Source organism: Nocardioides albidus (genome assembly GCF_006335005.1).
Lineage (GTDB): Bacteria > Actinomycetota > Actinomycetes > Propionibacteriales > Nocardioidaceae > Nocardioides > Nocardioides albidus.
Genome location: NZ_VDMP01000025.1, coordinates 37,008 through 54,267, shown reverse-complemented (window position 1 = coordinate 54,267; position 17,260 = coordinate 37,008). Strand labels below are relative to the sequence as shown.

The 17,260-nt window shown below is 73.1% G+C and carries 18 protein-coding genes; 8 read left to right on the top strand and 10 right to left on the bottom strand.

Annotated elements, in window-relative coordinates; translation table 11 throughout:
• Positions 1–915: MFS transporter (locus tag FHP29_RS13445; RefSeq protein ID WP_240044498.1), on the bottom strand; the 915-nt coding region annotated here is incomplete at its 3' end.
• 65 nt (positions 916–980) lie between these two features.
• Here FHP29_RS13445 and FHP29_RS13440 point away from each other — a divergent pair.
• The 3 genes from FHP29_RS13440 (at position 981) to FHP29_RS13430 (ending at position 2,976) form a co-directional block, all read left to right on the top strand.
• Complete coding sequence (locus FHP29_RS13440; RefSeq protein ID WP_139623399.1) at positions 981–1,280, top strand: DUF1905 domain-containing protein; 300 nt, start codon at positions 981–983, stop codon at positions 1,278–1,280.
• Positions 1,281–1,393: 113 nt separating this feature from the next.
• Positions 1,394–1,762, top strand: a complete 369-nt coding sequence (locus FHP29_RS13435; RefSeq protein WP_139623398.1) for a YciI family protein — start codon at positions 1,394–1,396, stop codon at positions 1,760–1,762.
• On the top strand, positions 1,759–2,976 hold the full coding sequence (locus FHP29_RS13430) for an RNA polymerase sigma factor (RefSeq protein WP_139623397.1): 1,218 nt from the start codon (positions 1,759–1,761) through the stop codon (positions 2,974–2,976). Before FHP29_RS13435 ends, FHP29_RS13430 begins: the two co-directional genes overlap by 4 nt.
• Here the strand turns inward: FHP29_RS13430 and FHP29_RS13425 are convergent.
• The 6 genes from FHP29_RS13425 to FHP29_RS13400 form a co-directional block, all read right to left on the bottom strand.
• Positions 2,961–4,220: a HAMP domain-containing sensor histidine kinase gene (locus tag FHP29_RS13425; RefSeq protein WP_139623396.1), complete on the bottom strand. Its 1,260-nt coding sequence runs from the start codon at positions 4,218–4,220 to the stop codon at positions 2,961–2,963. The two genes, FHP29_RS13430 and FHP29_RS13425, sit on opposite strands and share 16 nt — an antisense overlap.
• Positions 4,213–4,938, bottom strand: a complete 726-nt coding sequence (locus FHP29_RS13420) for a response regulator transcription factor (RefSeq protein WP_275669443.1) — start codon at positions 4,936–4,938, stop codon at positions 4,213–4,215. Before FHP29_RS13420 ends, FHP29_RS13425 begins: the two co-directional genes overlap by 8 nt.
• A gap of 1 nt (position 4,939) precedes the next feature.
• Positions 4,940–5,326: a hypothetical protein gene (locus FHP29_RS13415; RefSeq protein ID WP_139623394.1), complete on the bottom strand. Its 387-nt coding sequence runs from the start codon at positions 5,324–5,326 to the stop codon at positions 4,940–4,942.
• Positions 5,326–7,128, bottom strand: a complete 1,803-nt coding sequence (locus FHP29_RS13410) for an Ig-like domain-containing protein (RefSeq protein WP_139623393.1) — start codon at positions 7,126–7,128, stop codon at positions 5,326–5,328. The genes FHP29_RS13415 and FHP29_RS13410 overlap by 1 nt, the downstream gene beginning before the upstream one ends.
• Before the next feature lie 185 nt (positions 7,129–7,313).
• Positions 7,314–7,898: a signal peptidase I gene (locus tag FHP29_RS13405; RefSeq protein ID WP_139623392.1), complete on the bottom strand. Its 585-nt coding sequence runs from the start codon at positions 7,896–7,898 to the stop codon at positions 7,314–7,316.
• A 29-nt stretch (positions 7,899–7,927) separates the two neighbouring features.
• Positions 7,928–8,458 (bottom strand): TasA family protein, encoded by a 531-nt coding sequence (locus tag FHP29_RS13400; RefSeq protein WP_139623391.1) that lies wholly within the window; start codon positions 8,456–8,458, stop codon positions 7,928–7,930.
• 180 nt (positions 8,459–8,638) lie between these two features.
• Here FHP29_RS13400 and FHP29_RS13395 point away from each other — a divergent pair, with 180 nt between their 5' ends.
• The 3 genes from FHP29_RS13395 to FHP29_RS13385 all read left to right on the top strand — a co-directional run bounded on the left by FHP29_RS13395 (position 8,639) and on the right by FHP29_RS13385 (position 12,869).
• A complete protein-coding gene (locus FHP29_RS13395) occupies positions 8,639–10,624 on the top strand; it encodes a M3 family metallopeptidase (RefSeq protein WP_139623390.1) in 1,986 nt (661 codons plus the stop codon).
• Between the two features lie 115 nt (positions 10,625–10,739).
• A complete protein-coding gene (locus tag FHP29_RS13390) occupies positions 10,740–11,477 on the top strand; it encodes a PadR family transcriptional regulator (RefSeq protein ID WP_139623389.1) in 738 nt (245 codons plus the stop codon).
• A gap of 9 nt (positions 11,478–11,486) precedes the next feature.
• A complete protein-coding gene (locus tag FHP29_RS13385) occupies positions 11,487–12,869 on the top strand; it encodes a hypothetical protein (protein ID WP_139623388.1) in 1,383 nt (460 codons plus the stop codon).
• Here FHP29_RS13385 and FHP29_RS22225 read toward each other — a convergent pair.
• From FHP29_RS22225 to FHP29_RS21735, 3 genes are all read right to left on the bottom strand, one after another.
• A complete protein-coding gene (locus FHP29_RS22225) occupies positions 12,806–13,906 on the bottom strand; it encodes a serine/threonine-protein kinase (RefSeq protein ID WP_205014097.1) in 1,101 nt (366 codons plus the stop codon). The genes FHP29_RS13385 and FHP29_RS22225 overlap by 64 nt on opposite strands.
• Positions 13,907–13,999: 93 nt before the next feature.
• Positions 14,000–14,554: a YceI family protein gene (locus FHP29_RS13375; protein WP_139623387.1), complete on the bottom strand. Its 555-nt coding sequence runs from the start codon at positions 14,552–14,554 to the stop codon at positions 14,000–14,002.
• Positions 14,555–14,731: 177 nt separating this feature from the next.
• Positions 14,732–14,869 (bottom strand): hypothetical protein, encoded by a 138-nt coding sequence (locus FHP29_RS21735; RefSeq protein ID WP_158296565.1) that lies wholly within the window; start codon positions 14,867–14,869, stop codon positions 14,732–14,734.
• A gap of 233 nt (positions 14,870–15,102) precedes the next feature.
• Here FHP29_RS21735 and FHP29_RS13370 point away from each other — a divergent pair, with 233 nt between their 5' ends.
• Together FHP29_RS13370 and glmS are read left to right on the top strand one after the other, a co-directional pair.
• Positions 15,103–15,366, top strand: a complete 264-nt coding sequence (locus tag FHP29_RS13370) for a hypothetical protein (RefSeq protein ID WP_139623386.1) — start codon at positions 15,103–15,105, stop codon at positions 15,364–15,366.
• Positions 15,367–15,380: 14 nt separating this feature from the next.
• Positions 15,381–17,219, top strand: coding sequence for a glutamine--fructose-6-phosphate transaminase (isomerizing) (glmS, locus tag FHP29_RS13365; protein ID WP_139623385.1), 1,839 nt, complete (start codon positions 15,381–15,383; stop codon positions 17,217–17,219).
• Positions 17,220–17,260: the final 41 nt, after the last annotated feature.

Genomic DNA, 17,260 nt, shown 5'->3' with positions numbered 1-17,260 from the left:
CGCCAGGCCCCACACGACGATGCACCAGATCACGGCGAGGCCCTGGCGCGAGATGTGCGAGACCCACCCGGAGAACACCCCGCCGAGGACGGCGCCCGCGGGGATGCCGGCGAAGAGCAGCGCGAACGCCAACCCGCCCTCCGAAGGGCCGAGGAAGCTCTCGTGCGCGATCTCGGGGAAGAGGGCGCGGGGCATGCCGAAGACCATCGCGATGACGTCGACGACGAAGGACATCATCAGCACCGGCTGCCCGCGCAGGTAGGCGATCCCCTCGATCACCGAGCGCAGGCCCGGCGTACCGGTCACGACACCCTCGACCGGCAGCGGAGGGAGCCGGACGACCGCCCACAGCGTCGCGAGCAGGGACACGGCGTCGCCGGCGTAGAGCCAGGCGAAGCCGGTGAACGGGATGAGGATGCCCGCGATGAGCGGCCCGCCGATCGCGCCGGCCTGCATCACCGTCATGTTGAGCGAGTTCGCTGCGGGCAGCACGTCGTCGTCGAGCAGCCGCGGCAGCACCGCGGAGCGGGTGGGCTGGTTGACCGCGAAGAACGCCTGCTGCACGGCGAACAGCCCCAGCAGGACCCACACATTGCCCAACCCGAGCGCCGCCTGCACCCAGAAGAGCGCGGCGGTGCCGATCAGCCCGCACGTGGTGACCAGCAGCATCGTGCGCCGGTCGAAGTGGTCGGCGAGCGCGCCGCCCCACAGCCCGAAGACGACGAGCGGGACGAGGCCGAAGACGCCGGTCAGGCCGACGTACGCCGACGAGCCGGTGTCGGCGTAGATCTGGGCGGGGACCGCGACCACCGTGAGCTGGGCGCCGACGACGGTGACGATGTTGGCCGACCACAGCCGACGGAAGTGCGGGTCCTGCAGCGGCCGGGTGTCGGCCAGCATCCCGCGAAGACTCACCGCAGCAGGCTACGGAGCAGCGCTGCCGGCCGATGAATCGGGCCGGGTGCGGCGGTCCTCCCGTCATGAGCAACCCACCACGGAGCGGCGTCGGCCCGCTCGACATCACCTTCACCGAGACCCTCGTCCGGAGCGACGCCAAGGGCGGTTGGACCTACGTCGTGTGGCCCGAGTCGGTCGATCGCTTCGGAACCCGCGGCCGGGTCAAGGTCCGCGGCACCGTCGACGGTACGCCGTTCGAGACGTCCTTCATGGCGCTGGGCGACGGCACCCACAAGCTGCCCGTGGCCGACGCCCTGCGCGTCGACACCGGCAAGCGCGCCGGCGACACCGTCGAGGTGCACCTGACCGAGCGGCTGGCCTGAGCGAGAAGATTTTTCCTGGCAGGCTGTCGTATCCAGCACCCGCCGTTCGTGGAGAGGGTGAGCGGCAGCCACAGGGGACGCCGCATCCATCGACGACTGACCAGGAGATTCCGATGACCCAGTACCTGCTGTCCGTGCACGGCAACGAGGAGGGCTACGCCGAGATCGGGCCCGAGCAGATGCAGGAGATGTTCACGGCCGTGGACCAGTTCAACCAGCGGCTCCAGGCCGACGGCGTGTGGGTCTTCGCGGGCGGCCTCGAGGGCGCCGGGACCGCGGCCGTCGTCGACGCCCACGACCAGGACAGCCCGGTCGTCACCGACGGCCCCTACCTGGAGACCAAGGAGCACATCGGCGGCTTCTGGGTCATCGACGTGCCGGACCGCGACACCGCGATGGAGTACGCCGCCGCCGGCTCGCGCGCCTGCCAGGGCAAGGTCGAGGTGCGCCCGTTCCAGGCCGAGCCCCCCGCCGAGGCGTGAGCCAGAGCCCGCAGGCGGCCGTCGAGCGGATCTTCCGCGACGAGTACGGCCGACTGGTCGCCTCCCTGGTCCGCAGATTCGGCGACATCGACCTCGCCGAGGACGCGGCCGGGGAGGCGCTGGTCGCCGCCCTCGAGAAGTGGCCGGTCGACGGCGTACCGCCCAATCCCGGCGCCTGGCTCACCACCACCGCCGGCAACCGCGCGATCGACCGCATCCGCCGCGAGAAGCTGCGGATGAGCAAGTACGAGGCCGCTGTCATGATCGAGGACCCCACACCGCACGAGCCGACCGGCGTCGTCGAGGACGACCGGCTGCGGCTGATCTTCACCTGCTGCCACCCCTCCCTCGCGCCGGAGGCGCGGATCGCGCTCACCCTGCGCCTGCTCGGCGGGCTCACCGTCCCCGAGATCGCGAGCGCCTTCCTCGTCCAGGAGACGACGATGGGGCAGCGGATCACCCGCGCCAAGGCGAAGATCAAGGGCGCCAACATCCCCTTCCGGGTGCCGGAGCCCGAGGACCTGCCGGCCCGGGTCGGCGCGGTGCTCGCGGTCCTGCTGCTGATCTTCAACGAGGGCTACCTCTCCTCCGGCGACGGCGACCCGATCCGCGAGGAGCTCACCGGCGAGGCGATCCGGCTGGCCCGCATCCTGCACTCCCTGCTGCCGGAGGACCTCGAGGTCACCGGCCTGTTGGCGATGCTCCTGCTGACCGAGGCCCGGCGGGCGGCCCGGGTGCGTGGCGGGGAGCTGGTCCCGCTGGAGGAGCAGGACCGTGGCGGCTGGGACCGCGCCCTCATCGCCGAGGGCCATGACCTGGTCCGCGCCTGCCTGGCGGCCAACCGTCCCGGCCGCTACCAGATCCTCGCCGCGGTCAACGCCGTCCACACCGACGCGCCGACCGCGGCCGCGACCGACTGGTCCCAGGTCGTCGCCCTCTACGACCAGCTCGTCCGGGTCGACCCGTCGCCGATCGTCGCGCTCAACCGTGCCGTCGCCGTCGCCGAGCTCGACGGTCCCGAGGTCGCGCTGGCGATCGTCGAGCGGCTGCCCCTCGACGGCTACCACGCCTGGCATGCGACCCGGGCCGAGCTGCTGCGCCGGCTGGGCCGCAGCGCCGACGCGCGCATCCAGTACGACGCCGCGCTCGCCGTCTGCGACAACCAGGCCGAGCGCGCCTACCTGCTCAGGAGGCGGGGTCAGCTGGCCGGCTGAGGGTCCCGCGGCGGGAGCCAGAGCACGAACCGGGTCGTGGGCGACGTCGTGTCGAGCGACAGGTGGCCGCCGCAGAGCTCGGCCAGCTCGGAGGCGACCGCGAGGCCGATGCCCTGGGAGCCGTCCGCGCCGGTGCTGACCCCGCGCCGGAACACGTCGGCGCCGAGCCGACGGGTGCCCTCGTCGCCGACGACGATCTCGAGGTGGGTCCCCGCGTCGCGGACCTCGAGGGTGATCGTGCCGCTGCCGTGGGCGCGCGCGTTGTCGACGAGGACGTCGAGGATCTGCTCGAGCGGACCGGTCGGCACCTTCGTGCGGGAGCGTCGTCCGGTCTGGCGGACGACGAGCTCGCGCGACTCGGCCGTGAGCCGTCGCGACCAGCGCTCGGCGCTCGCGCGGACGACGGCGACGAGGTCGATCTGCTCCTGGGCGTCGATGCGCCGGCCGCGGGCGAGGTCGAGCAGCTCGTCGATGGCGGCGCTGAGGCGGTCCAGCTCGCCGATGCCGCGCTCGAGCTCGGCGGCGACCTCCGGATCCGTCTCCGGCCACAGGGTCAGGTCCTCGAGTCCGAGGCGCAGCGCGGTGACGGGGGTGCGCAGCTGATGCGACGCGTTGGCGGCGAACTCCCGCTCCCGGCGGACGAGCTCGTCGAGCTGGGCCGCTGCGCCGCGCAGGGAGGAGCCGATCTCCTCCGCCTCCGGCACGGCGTACGACGGCACCTCGATGTCGAAGCGACCGTGGCCCAGCTCGCGGGAGAAGCCGGCGAGCTCGGTGAAGGGCCGCGACAGGCGGCGGGCCAGGGCGAAGCCGAGCACGGCGGAGCCGAGCGCCAGGGCCAGCCCGAGCAGCACCAGCGGCGTGAGCGCGTCGCGGATGCTCGCGCCGACGGTGTCGGCGGAGGCGCTGAGCCGCAGCGTGCTGTCGTCGGGCAGCGAGCGGGTCACGGTGACGCCCTCGGCGCCGACCTCGGGTCCGCCGACGGCCAGGGTCGTCGCGCCCGAGCCACGCTCGAGCTCGACCCGGTCGGCGGCCCTCAGGCCGGTGCGGAGCAGGTCCTCGTCGACCTCGCCGCCGTCGGCGGTGCGCTCCTCGACGAGGGCGGCGAGCACCGCGGCGGTGGCGGTGAGGCTGGCGCGCTCCTGGTCGCGGACGAGGTCGGCGACGAAGTAGGCACGCGGGATGCCGTAGAGCCCGATCACGGCGACCGTGAGGCCGACGAACGCGATGACCAGCCGCTCACGCATCGGGTGCGGCGTCCTCCAGCCGGAAGCCGACGCCGCGCACGGTGTCGAGCCGGATCGGCGCGCCCGCGTCCTGCAGCTTCTGGCGCAGGCGGCCCACCGTGGTGTCCAGGGTCTTGGTCGAGCCGAACCAGTTCTCGTCCCACACCCGCGCCATCAGGTCCTCGCGGGTCACCACCGTGCCGCGTCGCTCGTCGAGCAGCGCCAGCACGTCGAACTCCTTGGCCGTCAAGGAGAGCTCCTCGGTCCCGGCCCACGCACGCCGCGCGGCCGGGTCGACGGCGAACCTCGCGGTCCCGGCAGGCGCCGCGGGGCCTGCGGTCGCCGGCGGTACGGCGGCCGCCACAGCCGGCCGGTGCGATCGGCGCAGCAGCGCGCGGACCCGGGCGAGGAGCTCGGAGAGGCTGAACGGCTTCGCCAGGTAGTCGTCGGCGCCCACGTCGAGCCCGACGACCCGGTCGAGCTCGCCGGCGCGCGCGGTGAGGATCACGATGCCGCCCTCGAAGCCGTCCGCGCGCAGCCGGCGGCACACGTCGAGGCCGTCGAGATCGGGCAGTCCGAGGTCGAGGAGCACGAGGTCCACGCCGCCGGCGGCCACCCGCTCGATCGCCGGGAGTCCGGCCGCGACCCGGTCGACGTCGTACTCCTCGCGCTGGAGGGCTCGCAGCAAGGGGGCGGCGATGGCGTCGTCGTCCTCGACGATCAGCAGGCGCACGGGCACCTCACCGAGCATAGGGGGAGCGCGGAGCCGGTCCGGCGGGCCGCGCCCGGGCGCGCTCGCGGCGGTCGAGACCGAGCGCGACGAGCACGGCGACGGGCACGGCCAGGCCCAGGACCGCTCCGGCGCCCACCGGCTGTCGCGGCTGGCCGGGCAGGCCGATCGTCAGGGCCAGCGCGGTGAGCAGGAGCGGGGCGGCCGCGACGACGACGACGCCCAGACGCGCCTCGAGGCAGTCGGCCCGCGCGAGCGCGAGCGCCGCCAGCAGGCTGAACGGGGCCATCAGCCCGGCGCTCGACGAGCCCTCGCCCAACGCCCAGTACACCTGGCACAGGCCGAGCACCGCGGTCAGCGCGACCGCGGTCCACGACGCCGGCGTGCGAGCACCCATCAGAACTCCCGGTCCGCGGACCCGGACTCGTACGCCGGCGTCGCGGCACACGCCCCACCGCTCGCCGACAGGGCGGCCGTGGCCGGCGTCCACGCCAGCGTCGACGGTGTCGTGACGGTCCGCAGGCCGTTGCCGGAGGCCAGGGTGCCGACGACCAGGGTGACCACCGTGCGCTCGACGCCGTCCACGGTCACGGTCGTCGCGGTCAGGGTCGCGTTGAACAGCGCGGTCTTGCGGCCCTTCACGTAGTCCTCGCGCAGGTTGACCGAGCCGAGGTGGACCGCCGCCCCGTTGCGCAGGACGTCGACGGTGTCGGTCCTGTTGGTGCCGCCGACGAGGTTGCCGTCGCGCAGGCGCAGGGTGACCGGGAGCGCCGCTCCGCTCCAGCCGCTCGTCACGGTGCCCGGCGCGACGACCTCGCTGTAGGTGAGGGTGAGCGTGTCGCCGGCGTCGACCCGGCCGACGGTGCCCTCGCCGTTGCCGGTCTGCACGTCGACCGCGCGCAGGCGGCTGTTGTCGACGCGCCGGCCGGCGACGACGGCCGAGACGGTCGTCGTGCCCCGGGAGTCGAGGAGGAGCGCGCGCAGGTCGTAGGAGCCGTTGGCGACGGTCGTGGTGTCCCACGTGCAGGTGTACGGCGCGGCCGGGTCCGCGCACAGATCGGTCCAGGTCGTGGTGCCGGTGGCGGCGTACTGCAGGTGCACGGAGACGACCCCCGCCGTCGAGTTGCCCTGGGCGGTGACGCCGATCGTGCCGGACAGGAAGGCGCCCGGGTCGTCGACCGACACCGACGACACGGTGTTGTCGACGATCCGGTTGCCGAGCGCCGCCGACGTGGCGGTGTTGCCGGCCACGTCGGTCGCGACGGCGCGGAACGAGTAGGCGCCGTCGGGCAGGGAGGTCGTGGCGAACCGGCAGGTGTAGGGCTCGGTGGTCAGCGTGCACAGGCCCTGGTAGCCGCCCCCCGCGGCGGCGTACTGCAGGACGACCTGCTGGACCCCGGACCCGGCGTCGCTCACCGTGGCCGCGAAGGTCGCCGTACCGCTGAGGGGGGAGCCGGGGTCGGTCATGGCCACCGTCGGGGCCGCGTTGTCGACGAGGACGTCGCTCACGACCGCCGAGGTCGTGGTGGTGACGCCGGCCGTCGCGACCGCACGCAGGTCGAAGGAGTCGTTGGCGAAGGCGGTGGTCGACCAGGTGCAGGTGAAGGGGGCGCTGAGGCCGCTGCACAGCGGCTTCCAGGAGGAGCCGCCGCTGGTCGTGTACTGGACGCTCACCAGCCACGGCAGCGCACCGCCGTTGTAGACGGTGGCCTTGAGCGCGACGGCGCCGCGTACGACATCGCCCGGATCGCCCAGCACCACGAGCACGTTGTTGGCGACGGTCGTGCTCACGACGTCCGACACGGCCGTGTAGCCCGCACCGTCGACCGCGCGCGCCCGCAGCCCGTAGCCGCCGTCGGCGCCGGCGCGGGTGCTCCACGCGCAGGAGTACGGCGCCGCGGTGCTCGTGCAGACGGTGGTCCAGGTGGAGGCGCCCGGCGCGAGATACTGGAAGGCGACCGAGGCGATGCCCGACTCGGCGTCGCTCGCGGACGCGGCGAGGGTGACGGTGCCCTGCACCGGAGTGCCCGGGTCGGCCAGGACGACGGCCGGCGGGGTCCAGTCGGCCGCGGCGCGCACGGTCGCGGTGTTGGTGGAGGAGGCGACATAGGTCGCGTCCGAGAGGCCGGTCGTGGCGAGGGCCAGGGCCGCACCGAGCAGGACGAGGACGGCCGGACGCAGAGCGGTCGGGAGTCGCATGGGTGTCCTTGGTGACGGGGCGGCAGGAGCGAGGGCTCAGGGGGAGTGGGGCATCCTCAACGCTAGGGAGGACGACGCCACGGGAGATCCACGTGCAGGTCACGCGATCTCCACAAATGACGGGTGCCGGGCCCGCGTTCCCACAGACGCGAGCCCGGCTGTCCCCCGGTCGACGGCGGTGGCCGTCAGGCGGTCCGGACTCGACCCCCCAGCGCCGGGTCCGGACGATCACGGAGGGCAGCGAGGAGCTGCCCCAGGCTGAGCAGGGCGACCAGCGCCGCGGGGAGGCCGATGACGAGCATCCGCGTCTCCCGGTCGGCCAGCGCGATGAGCGCGTGGCCGGCGTACGGCACCGCGAACGCGACCACCGGCTGCTGCTCGGACGTGAGGGAGAACCGCCACGGATCGGGATCCGGATTCGCGTCGCCCTGGGTGCGCAGCACCCGGCGGCCCTGCGCGTCGTGCCCGATCCCGATGACCCGGTGGGTCACCAGCGTGCGTACGCCGGAGGCCGGCGGCGGCTGGTAGGTGATCACGTCCCCCACCTCCAGGTCAGCGGTCGGCACCGCGCGCTCGAACACCACCGAGCCCTTGTCGTAGGTCCCGCTCATCGAGCCGCCGGTGATGACGTAGCGCTGGTAGCCCAGCGCCGAGGGCAGCACGAACGCGACCGCCGCGAGGGAGAGCAGGGCCAGCACGAGCGTTCCGGCGGTGCCGGCGACGCGACGCGCGATGCTCCGGTCCGGGCGGGTCGGGCGGGGTGCGGCCATGGTGCTCTCCTCGGGCTCGGTGCGGGCGGTCAGTCGTCGTAGGTGTCGCCGGAGAGCTGGACGGCGTCCCACTGGTAGGCGGCGGAGGCCGCCTTGCCCTGGTTGGCGTTGGCGGCGCTGGTGGCGAGCTTGACGGTGAACCGGAAGGTGTTGACCGCTCCCGGCTGGATGACGCCGATGTCGGACTTCGTGCCGTCGGCGAGGCCGCCGAAGGTGCCGGAGTAGACGGAGGCGCCCGTGGTGGTGTTGGTGATCGCCAGGGTCAGGTCGTCGCCGGTGAAGGCGTTCGCCGAGGAGGTCTCGGTCAGGCTGAAGGACGCCGGCAGGGTGCCGGTGTTGGTCAGCGACAGGGTGCCGTTGAGCACGTCGCCGGGCTTGAGCCCGGTGAGGTCGAAGATCGCGCCGCCGTCCTTGGAGTTGGCCTGGGTGAGGGTGCCGGAGGTGACCGCGCTGATGGTGTTGCCCGACTGCGAGGTGAAGGTCGCGCCGGAGCCGACCGCGATCGCGCCGGCGGCGGACAGCGTGGCGAGCGGGACGAGGATCTTGCGGGACATGCGCATGGGGGCGGCTCTCCTGGGTGCTGGTCGTTCGGTGACGACAACTCTGCTCGGCGGCGGTCCACGCGCAGCCCACGCGAGATCCACGCGATCTCCCCACGACCTCCCCGGCATCGCCACGCCTCGCCACAGCCCGCCACAGCCCGCCGGACACATCGGCATGGCCGCTCGTACCCTTGCGCCATGACGCTCGACCCGCTCGCCCTGCCGACCTCCGCCGCCGACTGGTCCGCCTGGTTCACCGAGCGCACGGCCGGCGAGCTCGCGCGGGCGACCGAGCTGGTCGACGCGCTGCGCGCGGCACCGCCCGCGGACCCGGTCGAGACCCTGCGCCGGTGGGACCGGGCCGCCGGTCACCTCGGCAACGCGGCGGCCGCGGGCTCGCTGTTCGGCAACGTGCATCCCTCCCAGGAGGTGCGCGACCTGGCCGACGCCGCCGAGCAGGAGGCCCAGCGCATCGGCACGGCCTGGGGCCTGGACCGGGCGCTGTACGACGTGTTCGCGGCGATCGACCCGGCCGACGTGGCGCACGACCTCCTCGCCGCCCGCCTCCTGGCCAAGGTTCGCGACGACTTCCGCCGCTCCGGCGTCGACAGGGACGAGGCCACCCGCACCCGGATCGCGCAGATCCGCGAGCGGATCACCGAGCTCGACCAGGAGTTCAGCCGGGTCGTCCGCGACGACGTGCGCACGGTGCGGGTCACCCCCGACCGGCTCGCGGGGATGCCCGACGACTGGCTGGCCGCCCACCCCGTCGACGAGGACGGCCTGGTGACCGTCACGACCGACTACCCCGACTCGGTGCCCGTGCGGATGTTCGCCCGCGACCAGGACGTCCGCCGCGACATGACGATCGCGTTCCTCGAGCGCGGCTGGCCCGCCACCGAGCCCGTCCTGACCGAGCTGTTCGCCCTGCGCCACGAGCTCGCCACGACCGTCGGCTACCCCGACTGGCCGTCGTACGACGCCGACGTGAAGATGATCGGACGACTGAACCCGGTTGCCGAGGAGGCGAGGAACGAGCCGTCTCGAAGCATCCCCGCGTTCATCGAGCGGATCGTCGCGGCGGCCGAGGAGCCGATGCGCCGCGACCTCGAGCAGCTGCTCGAGCGCTACCGCCGCGACTTCCCCGACGCCACCGAGGTCCCCGGCTACGACTACAACCACTACGCCGAGCTGGTCCGTGCCGAGAGGTACGACGTCGACTCGCAGCGGGTGCGCGCGTACTTCGACTTCACCAAGGTCCGGCAGGGCCTGCTCGACGTGACCGGCCGGCTCTTCGGGCTGCGCTACGAGCAGGTCGACGCCCCCGTGTGGCACGAGGACGTCACGGTCTACGACGTGTTCCGGGCCGACGGGTCCGAGCGCATCGGCCGCATCCACCTCGACCTCCACCCGCGCGAGGGCAAGTACAAGCACGCCGCGCAGTTCACGCTGACCGACGGGGTGCGTGGCGAGCAGCTGCCGGAGGGCGTGCTGGTGTGCAACTTCGCCCGCGGCCTGATGGAGCACGACCACGTGGTCACGCTCTTCCACGAGTTCGGGCACCTGCTGCACCACGTGCTCGGCGGCCACGGCGACTGGTTCCGCTTCGCCGGCGTCGCCACCGAGTGGGACTTCGTCGAGGCGCCGAGCCAGATGCTCGAGGAGTGGGCCTGGCACGCCGACGTGCTGCGCACCTTCGCCACCGACGCCGCCGGCGAGCCGATCCCCGCCGAGCTCGTCGCGGCCATGCGCGCCGCCGACGACTACGGCAAGGGCATCTACGCGCGCACCCAGATGTTCTACGCCGCGATGTCGTACTGGTTCCACGCCGACCGCGCCGCCGCCGACCGCGGGGAGCCGGTGCCCGACCTCACCGAGCGGATGGTCGAGCTGCAGGGGCGGTACGCCGCGCTGCCTTACCTCCCGGGCACCCACATGTTCGCCAGCTTCGGCCACCTCGGCGGCTACAGCTCGGGCTACTACACCTACATGTGGTCCCTGGTCATCGCGAAGGACATGTTCAGCGCCTTCGACGACACCGACCTCTTCGAGCCGTCGGTGGCCGGCCGCTATCGCGACCGCGTCCTGGTCCCCGGCGGGTCCCGCGACGCGGCGGACCTGGTCGCCGACTTCCTGGGCCGGCCGTTCTCGTTCGACGCGTACGCCGCCTGGCTGGCCCGCTGAGCGGATCGACCTTGTGTCCCGGTCCTCCCTGACGTACGGTTGCGATATATCGCGATACGAACACGAGTTGTTCTCGTGATATCCCGCAACCACACGACAGAAGGAGGTCCCCGTCATGGGACGACACGACTTTCAGCACGGTCCGCGCGGCTCCGGCCCCTGGGGCGGCTGGGGTGAGTGGGGCGAGCCCGGTCGCGGTCGCGGTCGCCACGGGGGCGGCGGCCCCGGCCTGCCGCCGCCGTGGCTGGCCGGACTGTTCGGCATGGGCCGCCCCGAGCCGGGCCGCGGCCCGCGGGTGCGCCGCGGCGACGTCCGCTCCGCCATCCTCGACGTGCTCCGCGAGGCCAATGCGCGCGAGGAGTCGCCGAACGGCTACCAGGTGATCCAGGCGATCACCGAGCGCAGCGGCGGGGTGTGGCGGCCCAGCCCGGGCTCGGTCTACCCGACCGTGCAGCAGCTCCAGGACGAGGAGCTCGTCGAGATCGACGAGGCCCGCGGGCGCCGCGCCATGCGGCTCACCGCCAAGGGCGCCGCCTGGTGCGAGGCGCACGCCGCCGAGCTCGCCGCCGTCTGGACGCCCTTCGACCGCACGCGCGACAAGGACCGGACCGAGCCCGGCGACCAGGGGCACGCCGATCTCAAGGCCGAGATCGGCCAGGTCATGGGCGCGGTCTGGCAGATCGTCACCGCCGGTTCCGACGCCCAGCGCCGCGCCGCCGTCGACGTGCTGGTCGAGGCGCGACGCAGCCTCTACGGCATCCTCGCCGACGGCCCGAACCCCGAGCCGTCCGACGACATCGACGCAGGCGACGCGGGCGACGATGCCGACGAGGGTGAGGACCCGAACATCTAGGCTGCGAGGGTGACCCGACGCGCTCCCGCCCTGCTCGCCGGCGCCACCTGCCTGGCCTGGCTGGCCCTGACGACCGGGTACGGCGCCGCGGCGGCCGGGCCCGGCGTCGACCTGGGCGGAGAGCCGCTGCCGGAGGCCGCCAGCACCGACGGCGCCCACCCGACGGCGCTCGCGCCGGGCCTGTGGCGCTCGACCCTGAGCCCGTCGTACCCGCAGTTCTTCAGCTACGAGCGGCGCATCAACGGCAGTCGCGTGCACGTCGGCGTGCTCGGCGCGCCCCAGGGGGACAGCAGCGACGCCATCGAGGTCGAGGCCGGCGTCGCCAGCGAGGACTCCAGCTCGCTGACCTCCTGCGGCGACGAGACGGACAACGCCGACAGCTCCATCCCGCAGGCGGTGATCGGCGCGAGCGTGGTGGCCGGCGACGCCGCCGCGAGCGATGCCGACCCCTGCCGTGACGCCGGCACCGTGCAGATCGAGGTCAGCCGCGGGTCCGGGTCGGCGACCACCGACCTGCCCTATGTCATCAAGGTGGTCGAGGAGGCGCCGTCGTCCGGCACGGGCGACGAGGAGCCCGAGGACCAGCCGGCGTACGACCTCCCCGCTCCCCGCGAGGCGGAAAAGCGGAAGGGCGCGGCGTCCTTCGCCGACGCGCCCGAGCTGGACCCCGGTGACGAGCCCGTGACCGTGCGGACCACGATCACGGAGGGCACCGAGCAGCTGTGGCGGGTCCCCGTCGGCTGGGGCGAGCAGCTCGTCGCGAGGGCCGACGTGCCCTACGCCACCGACGACGCGTTCGACTACGGCGGTCCCTCGCTCGCGCTCCACCTCGTCGACCCGTTGGGCGAGCGGCACGGCTATGCCGACTCCGCCTCGGACGACTCGGACAGCGGGAGCTACCGCACGGAGGGCGACGACAGCGAGCCGACGGTGCTCGTCGCCGCCGGCCATCCCGTCCGCGAGGTCGACGACCGCGTCCCCGGCGACCACTGGGTCGCGCTCGCGGTCTCGCCGCCGCCCGACGACCGGGCGAAGAAGCCGGCGGCGATCCCGGTGGAGGTGACCGTCGCGGTCACCCGCGACCCCGGCACCGACCACGCCCCGGAGTACGACGGCGTCGCGGTCTCGCAGGACAAGGGCACCACGCTGGAGGGCTACTCCCCACAGCACCCCTTCCTCGTCGGCGAGGACACCTACGCCGCGGTGGCCTCCGGCGGCGCGGCGGGCGCGGACGGGTGGCTCACGACCCGGCGCTGGGCCGGGCTCGGCATCGCGGTGGCCAGCCTGGCCTGCCTCGGCGCGGGCCTGGTCCGCCTGCGCTCGGGCGGTCAGCCCAGCAGGAGCACCAGCGCCACGAGCAGTCCGACGACGCCGGCGGCGAGCAGCAGGTAGCCGTCGACCGGTCGACGTCCGGCCGCGGCGGGCGGCGGTGCGCCGACCCGCGTCGCGGCCGCGGTCGCCGCGACGCCCGCTCCCGGAGGCGGAGGCGGAGGTGGCGGCGGGACCGTGCCGAGGGCCGCGGTCGGCGGCGGGTACGGCGCCGTGGGGTGGCTCGGCGTGCGCTCGGGACGCGGCTGCGGCTCGGTGGGGTACTCGTCGACGACCTCGATCCCGTCGGCCAGCGCCGGGTCGTCCCAGCGCGCGACGAGTCCCCGCAGGGCCGGGTGGGCGAGCAGCTCGGCGGCGCTCGGGCGCCGCGCTGCGTCGTACGCCGTCGCCGCGGCGACCACCTCGAGGACCGCGTCGTGCTCGGGCGAGCCGGTGCGCAGCGGCGTGACGTCGAGTGGCCCGGGCTCGCCGTCGGCGGCCGGCCGCCGGCCGGTGAGCATCTCCAGCACGACCACCCCGAGCGCGTAGACGTCGGCGCTGGGGTCGGGGTCGGCGCCGCGGTACTGCTCGGGCGGCATGTAGCCGGGCGTCCCGATCACCATCGCCACGTGGGTCAGGCGCGGTTCGTCGCTGGGGACGGCGATGCCGAAGTCCGTGAGCCGCAGGTGCGGCCGGTCCCGGCCGGTGGGCTCGAGGAGGAGGTTGCCGGGCTTGATGTCGCGGTGGACGATGCCGGCGGCGTGCACCGCCTGCAGGGCCTGCAGCGTCTGATCGGTGAGCACGGCGACCCAGCGCGGCGGGAGGGAGCCGCCGTGACGGCGCATCAGCCCCGAGACCGAGCCACCCCGCAACAGCGGCATCGTGAACAGGACGCGGTCGTCCACGCCCGCCCAGGACTGGGGGGTGACCACGTGCGTGTGGTCGATGCGCACGGACTGCTCGCGCACGAAGCGCAGCAGCATCGCCGCGTCGGTCTGGCGCAGCATCTTGGCGGCCTTGACCTCGCCCGCGGTGCGGTCCAGGACCCGCCACACGGTGCCCATGCCCCCCGCGGCGATCGGGTCCAGGAGCTCGTAGCGCCCCGCGAACAGCTCGCCCATGGTCGCGACCCTATCCGGGACGCCGACGGGGTCGTGTGCCTCACACCGCCGATAGGCGGGGTCTCAGGCACACGACCCCCGTGGCGGGCGGAGTCAGGCGTTCTTGATGGCCGAGATGTCGAACTCGAGCTTGATCTTCTCCGACACGAGGACGCCGCCGGTCTCGAGCGCGGCGTTCCAGGTCAGGCCCCAGTCCTTGCGGTTGACGGTGACGTCACCCTCGAAGCCGACGCGGATGTTGCCGAACGGGTCCTTGGCGGAGCCGTTCTCCTCGAACTCGATGGTGACCGGCTTGGTCACGTCCTTGATGGTCAGGTCGCCGGTGATGGTCCATTCGTCGCCGTCGCGGCTGACCTCGGTCGACACGAACTTCCACTCGGGGTAGGTCTCGACGTCGAAGAAGTCGGCCGACTTGAGGTGGCCGTCGCGGTCGGCGCTGCCGGTGCTGATGCTGGCCGGGTTGATCGTCACGGTGACCGACGACGCGGCGGGGTTGGCGGTGTCGATGTGGGCGGTCGCGTTCCAGTCGTCGAACTGGCCGCGGACCTTGGTGACGACGGCGTGGCGGGCGACGAAGCCGAGGCGGCTGTGGGCCGGGTCGAGGGTGTAGTCGCCGCTGATGTCGGTGAGGGCTGCGGTCGCGCTCATGTCGTGCTCCTGTGGTTGCCGATTGGTTGAATCTTCAAAGACCGTAACCAATGGTGACACGTCAACCATTCCGGAGCAAGGGGTGCCCTGGGTCACATCCCCCGAAAAGCGCGAACGCCGCCCGCCGACGGATCGGCGAGCGGCGCTCGGTGAGACGCTGAGGTCGGGCGGAGATGGTCAGGCGGCGTGCGAGTGCGCGGCCACGGCGTGGCCGACCTCGACCCAGGTCGCCTCCATCCGGGTACGTCCGTCCGGGGCGGTCACGGGCAGCCAGCGCATCTCCAGATGCGTCTGCGTCATGTTGTCGTCAGTCATGGGTCACCTCCTGTTCACCTGACGTTCACCAAGATAGCACGCGCCCCACCTGTGCACCTCGAAAGGGTCGAATGGCGCGAACTCTGCTCCATCAGGACGCCGGATCAGCGTGCTGGCCGAGGACCGCGCTCCACCGCCCGCCTGTCACCAAGCGAATCCGGCGAACGACCGGAATCTGCCTGATTCCGGGCAAGGATTTGGGATAGCGGCCGGATCGGGGGCACGCTCATGAGGTGCACGTCGATCAGCGACTCCTCCGGCACGTCCAGGACAGCACGGGACTGGGCGCCGCGGAGGCCGAGCGACTGGTCCAGGACATCCTCGCCTTCCACGACGAGACGATCGAGGTCTGGGTCCGGCGACGACACGCGGAGCTCCGGCTGCACGGCGCGAAGAACGAGGCGATCTTCGCCCGCCTGCGCGAGGAGCTGCGGACCACGGTGGTCGCGGCACCGGACCTGTCGGAGCGCCAGCTCCGGCGGATGATCTACGGCTAGGGGAGTGGACGGACATGTGCGGCATCGTGGGATACATCGGCACCCAGCAGGCGTCGCCGGTGCTGCTGGAGGGACTGACCCGGCTCGAGCACCGGGGCTACGACTCCGCGGGCCTCGCGGTCCTCGGCGGCAGCGGGCTCAAGGTGGCCAAGCGCGCCGGACGCGTGCGTGACCTGTCCGAGGGCCTGCCCAAGAGGTTCGGCGGGAAGATCGGCATCGGGCACACCCGCTGGGCCACCCACGGTCCGGCCAACGACGTCAACGCCCACCCGCACACCGACGAGGCGTCCCGCGTGGCCGTCGTGCACAACGGCATCATCGACAACGCCTCCGCGCTGCGCGCCGAGCTGGCCGACGACGGCGTGCATCTCGCCTCCGACACCGACACCGAGGTGCTCGCCCACCTGATCGGACGCTCGAGCGCGAAGACCCTGGAGCAGCGGATCGCCGAGGCCCTGGGCCGGGTCGAGGGCACCTACGGCATCGCCGTCGCCCACGCCGACTTCCCCGACCGCCTCGTCGTCGCCCGCAACGGCAGCCCGCTGATCATCGGCGTGGGCCACCACGAGATGCACATCGCCTCGGACCTCGCCGCTCTCGTCCGCTACACGACCACCGTCGCCCACCTCGACGACGGCGAGATGGCCACGGTCACCGCGGCCGGCTTCACGACGTACCGCCTCGAGGCCAGTGGCCTGGCCGCGACCGACCGCCGCGCCAAGGAGGTCGACATCGACCCCGAGGCGTACGACGCCGGCGAGCACGACTCGTTCATGCACAAGGAGATGCTCGAGCAGCCGGCCCGCGCCGAGGCGGTGCTGCGCGGCCGCCTCGACGAGCGCTTCGGCACCGGCCACCTCGGCGGGCTCAACCTCGACGCCCGCGAGTTGCGCGCGATCCGGCGGGTCAAGATCCTCGGCTGCGGATCGGCGTACTACGTCGGCCAGATGGGCGCCTCGCTCATCGAGGAGCTGGCCCGCATCCCCGCCGACGCCGAGGCGGCCAGCGAGTTCCGCTACCGCAACCCGATCGTCGAGCCCGACACGCTGTACGTCGCGGTGAGCCAGTCCGGCGAGACCATCGACACCCTGCTCGCGGTCCAGGAGATCCAGCGCAAGGGCGGCCGGGTGATCGGACTGGTCAACGTGGTCGGCTCCGCGATCGCGCGCCAGGTCGACGGCGGCATCTACCTCCATGCCGGCCCGGAGGTCGCCGTCGCGTCGACCAAGGCGCTGACCAACATGTTCCTCGCCTTCGGCATGCTCGCCGTCCAGCTCGGCCGGGTGCGCGACCTGTCCGTCGCCGACGGCAAGCGGCTGATCGCCGGCCTCACCGAGATCCCCGGCCAGATCGACCGGATCCTCGCCACCGAGGCCGACCTCGCCCTCATCGCCAAGCGCCTCGCCGAGGCCGAGAGCCTGTTCTTCGTCGGCCGGGTCCGCGGGTTCCCCGTCGCGCGGGAGGGCGCGCAGAAGTTCAAGGAGATCAGCTACCGCCACGCGGAGGCCTACCAGACCAGCGAGCTCAAGCACGGCCCGCTCGCCCTCATCTCCCCGCAGGTGCCGACCGTCGCGATCGTGCCCGACGACGAGCTGGTGGAGCGCAACGTCGCCGCCCTGCACGAGATCGCCGCGCGCGGCGGCCCGCTCGTCGTGGTGACCCACGAGGGCGGCGACCTCGGCGATCTCGACGGCCAGCTCGCCGGCCGGATCGACGTACCCAACAACGAGCGCGAGCTCGACCCGATCCTGCTGACCATCCCGCTCCAGCTGCTCGCCTACCACGCCGCCCTGGAGCTGGGCCACGACATCGACAAGCCCCGCAACCTGGCCAAGTCGGTCACCGTGGAGTGACGAGGTGCCAGCCTGGGACCGCCGAGGTGCCAGCCTGGGAC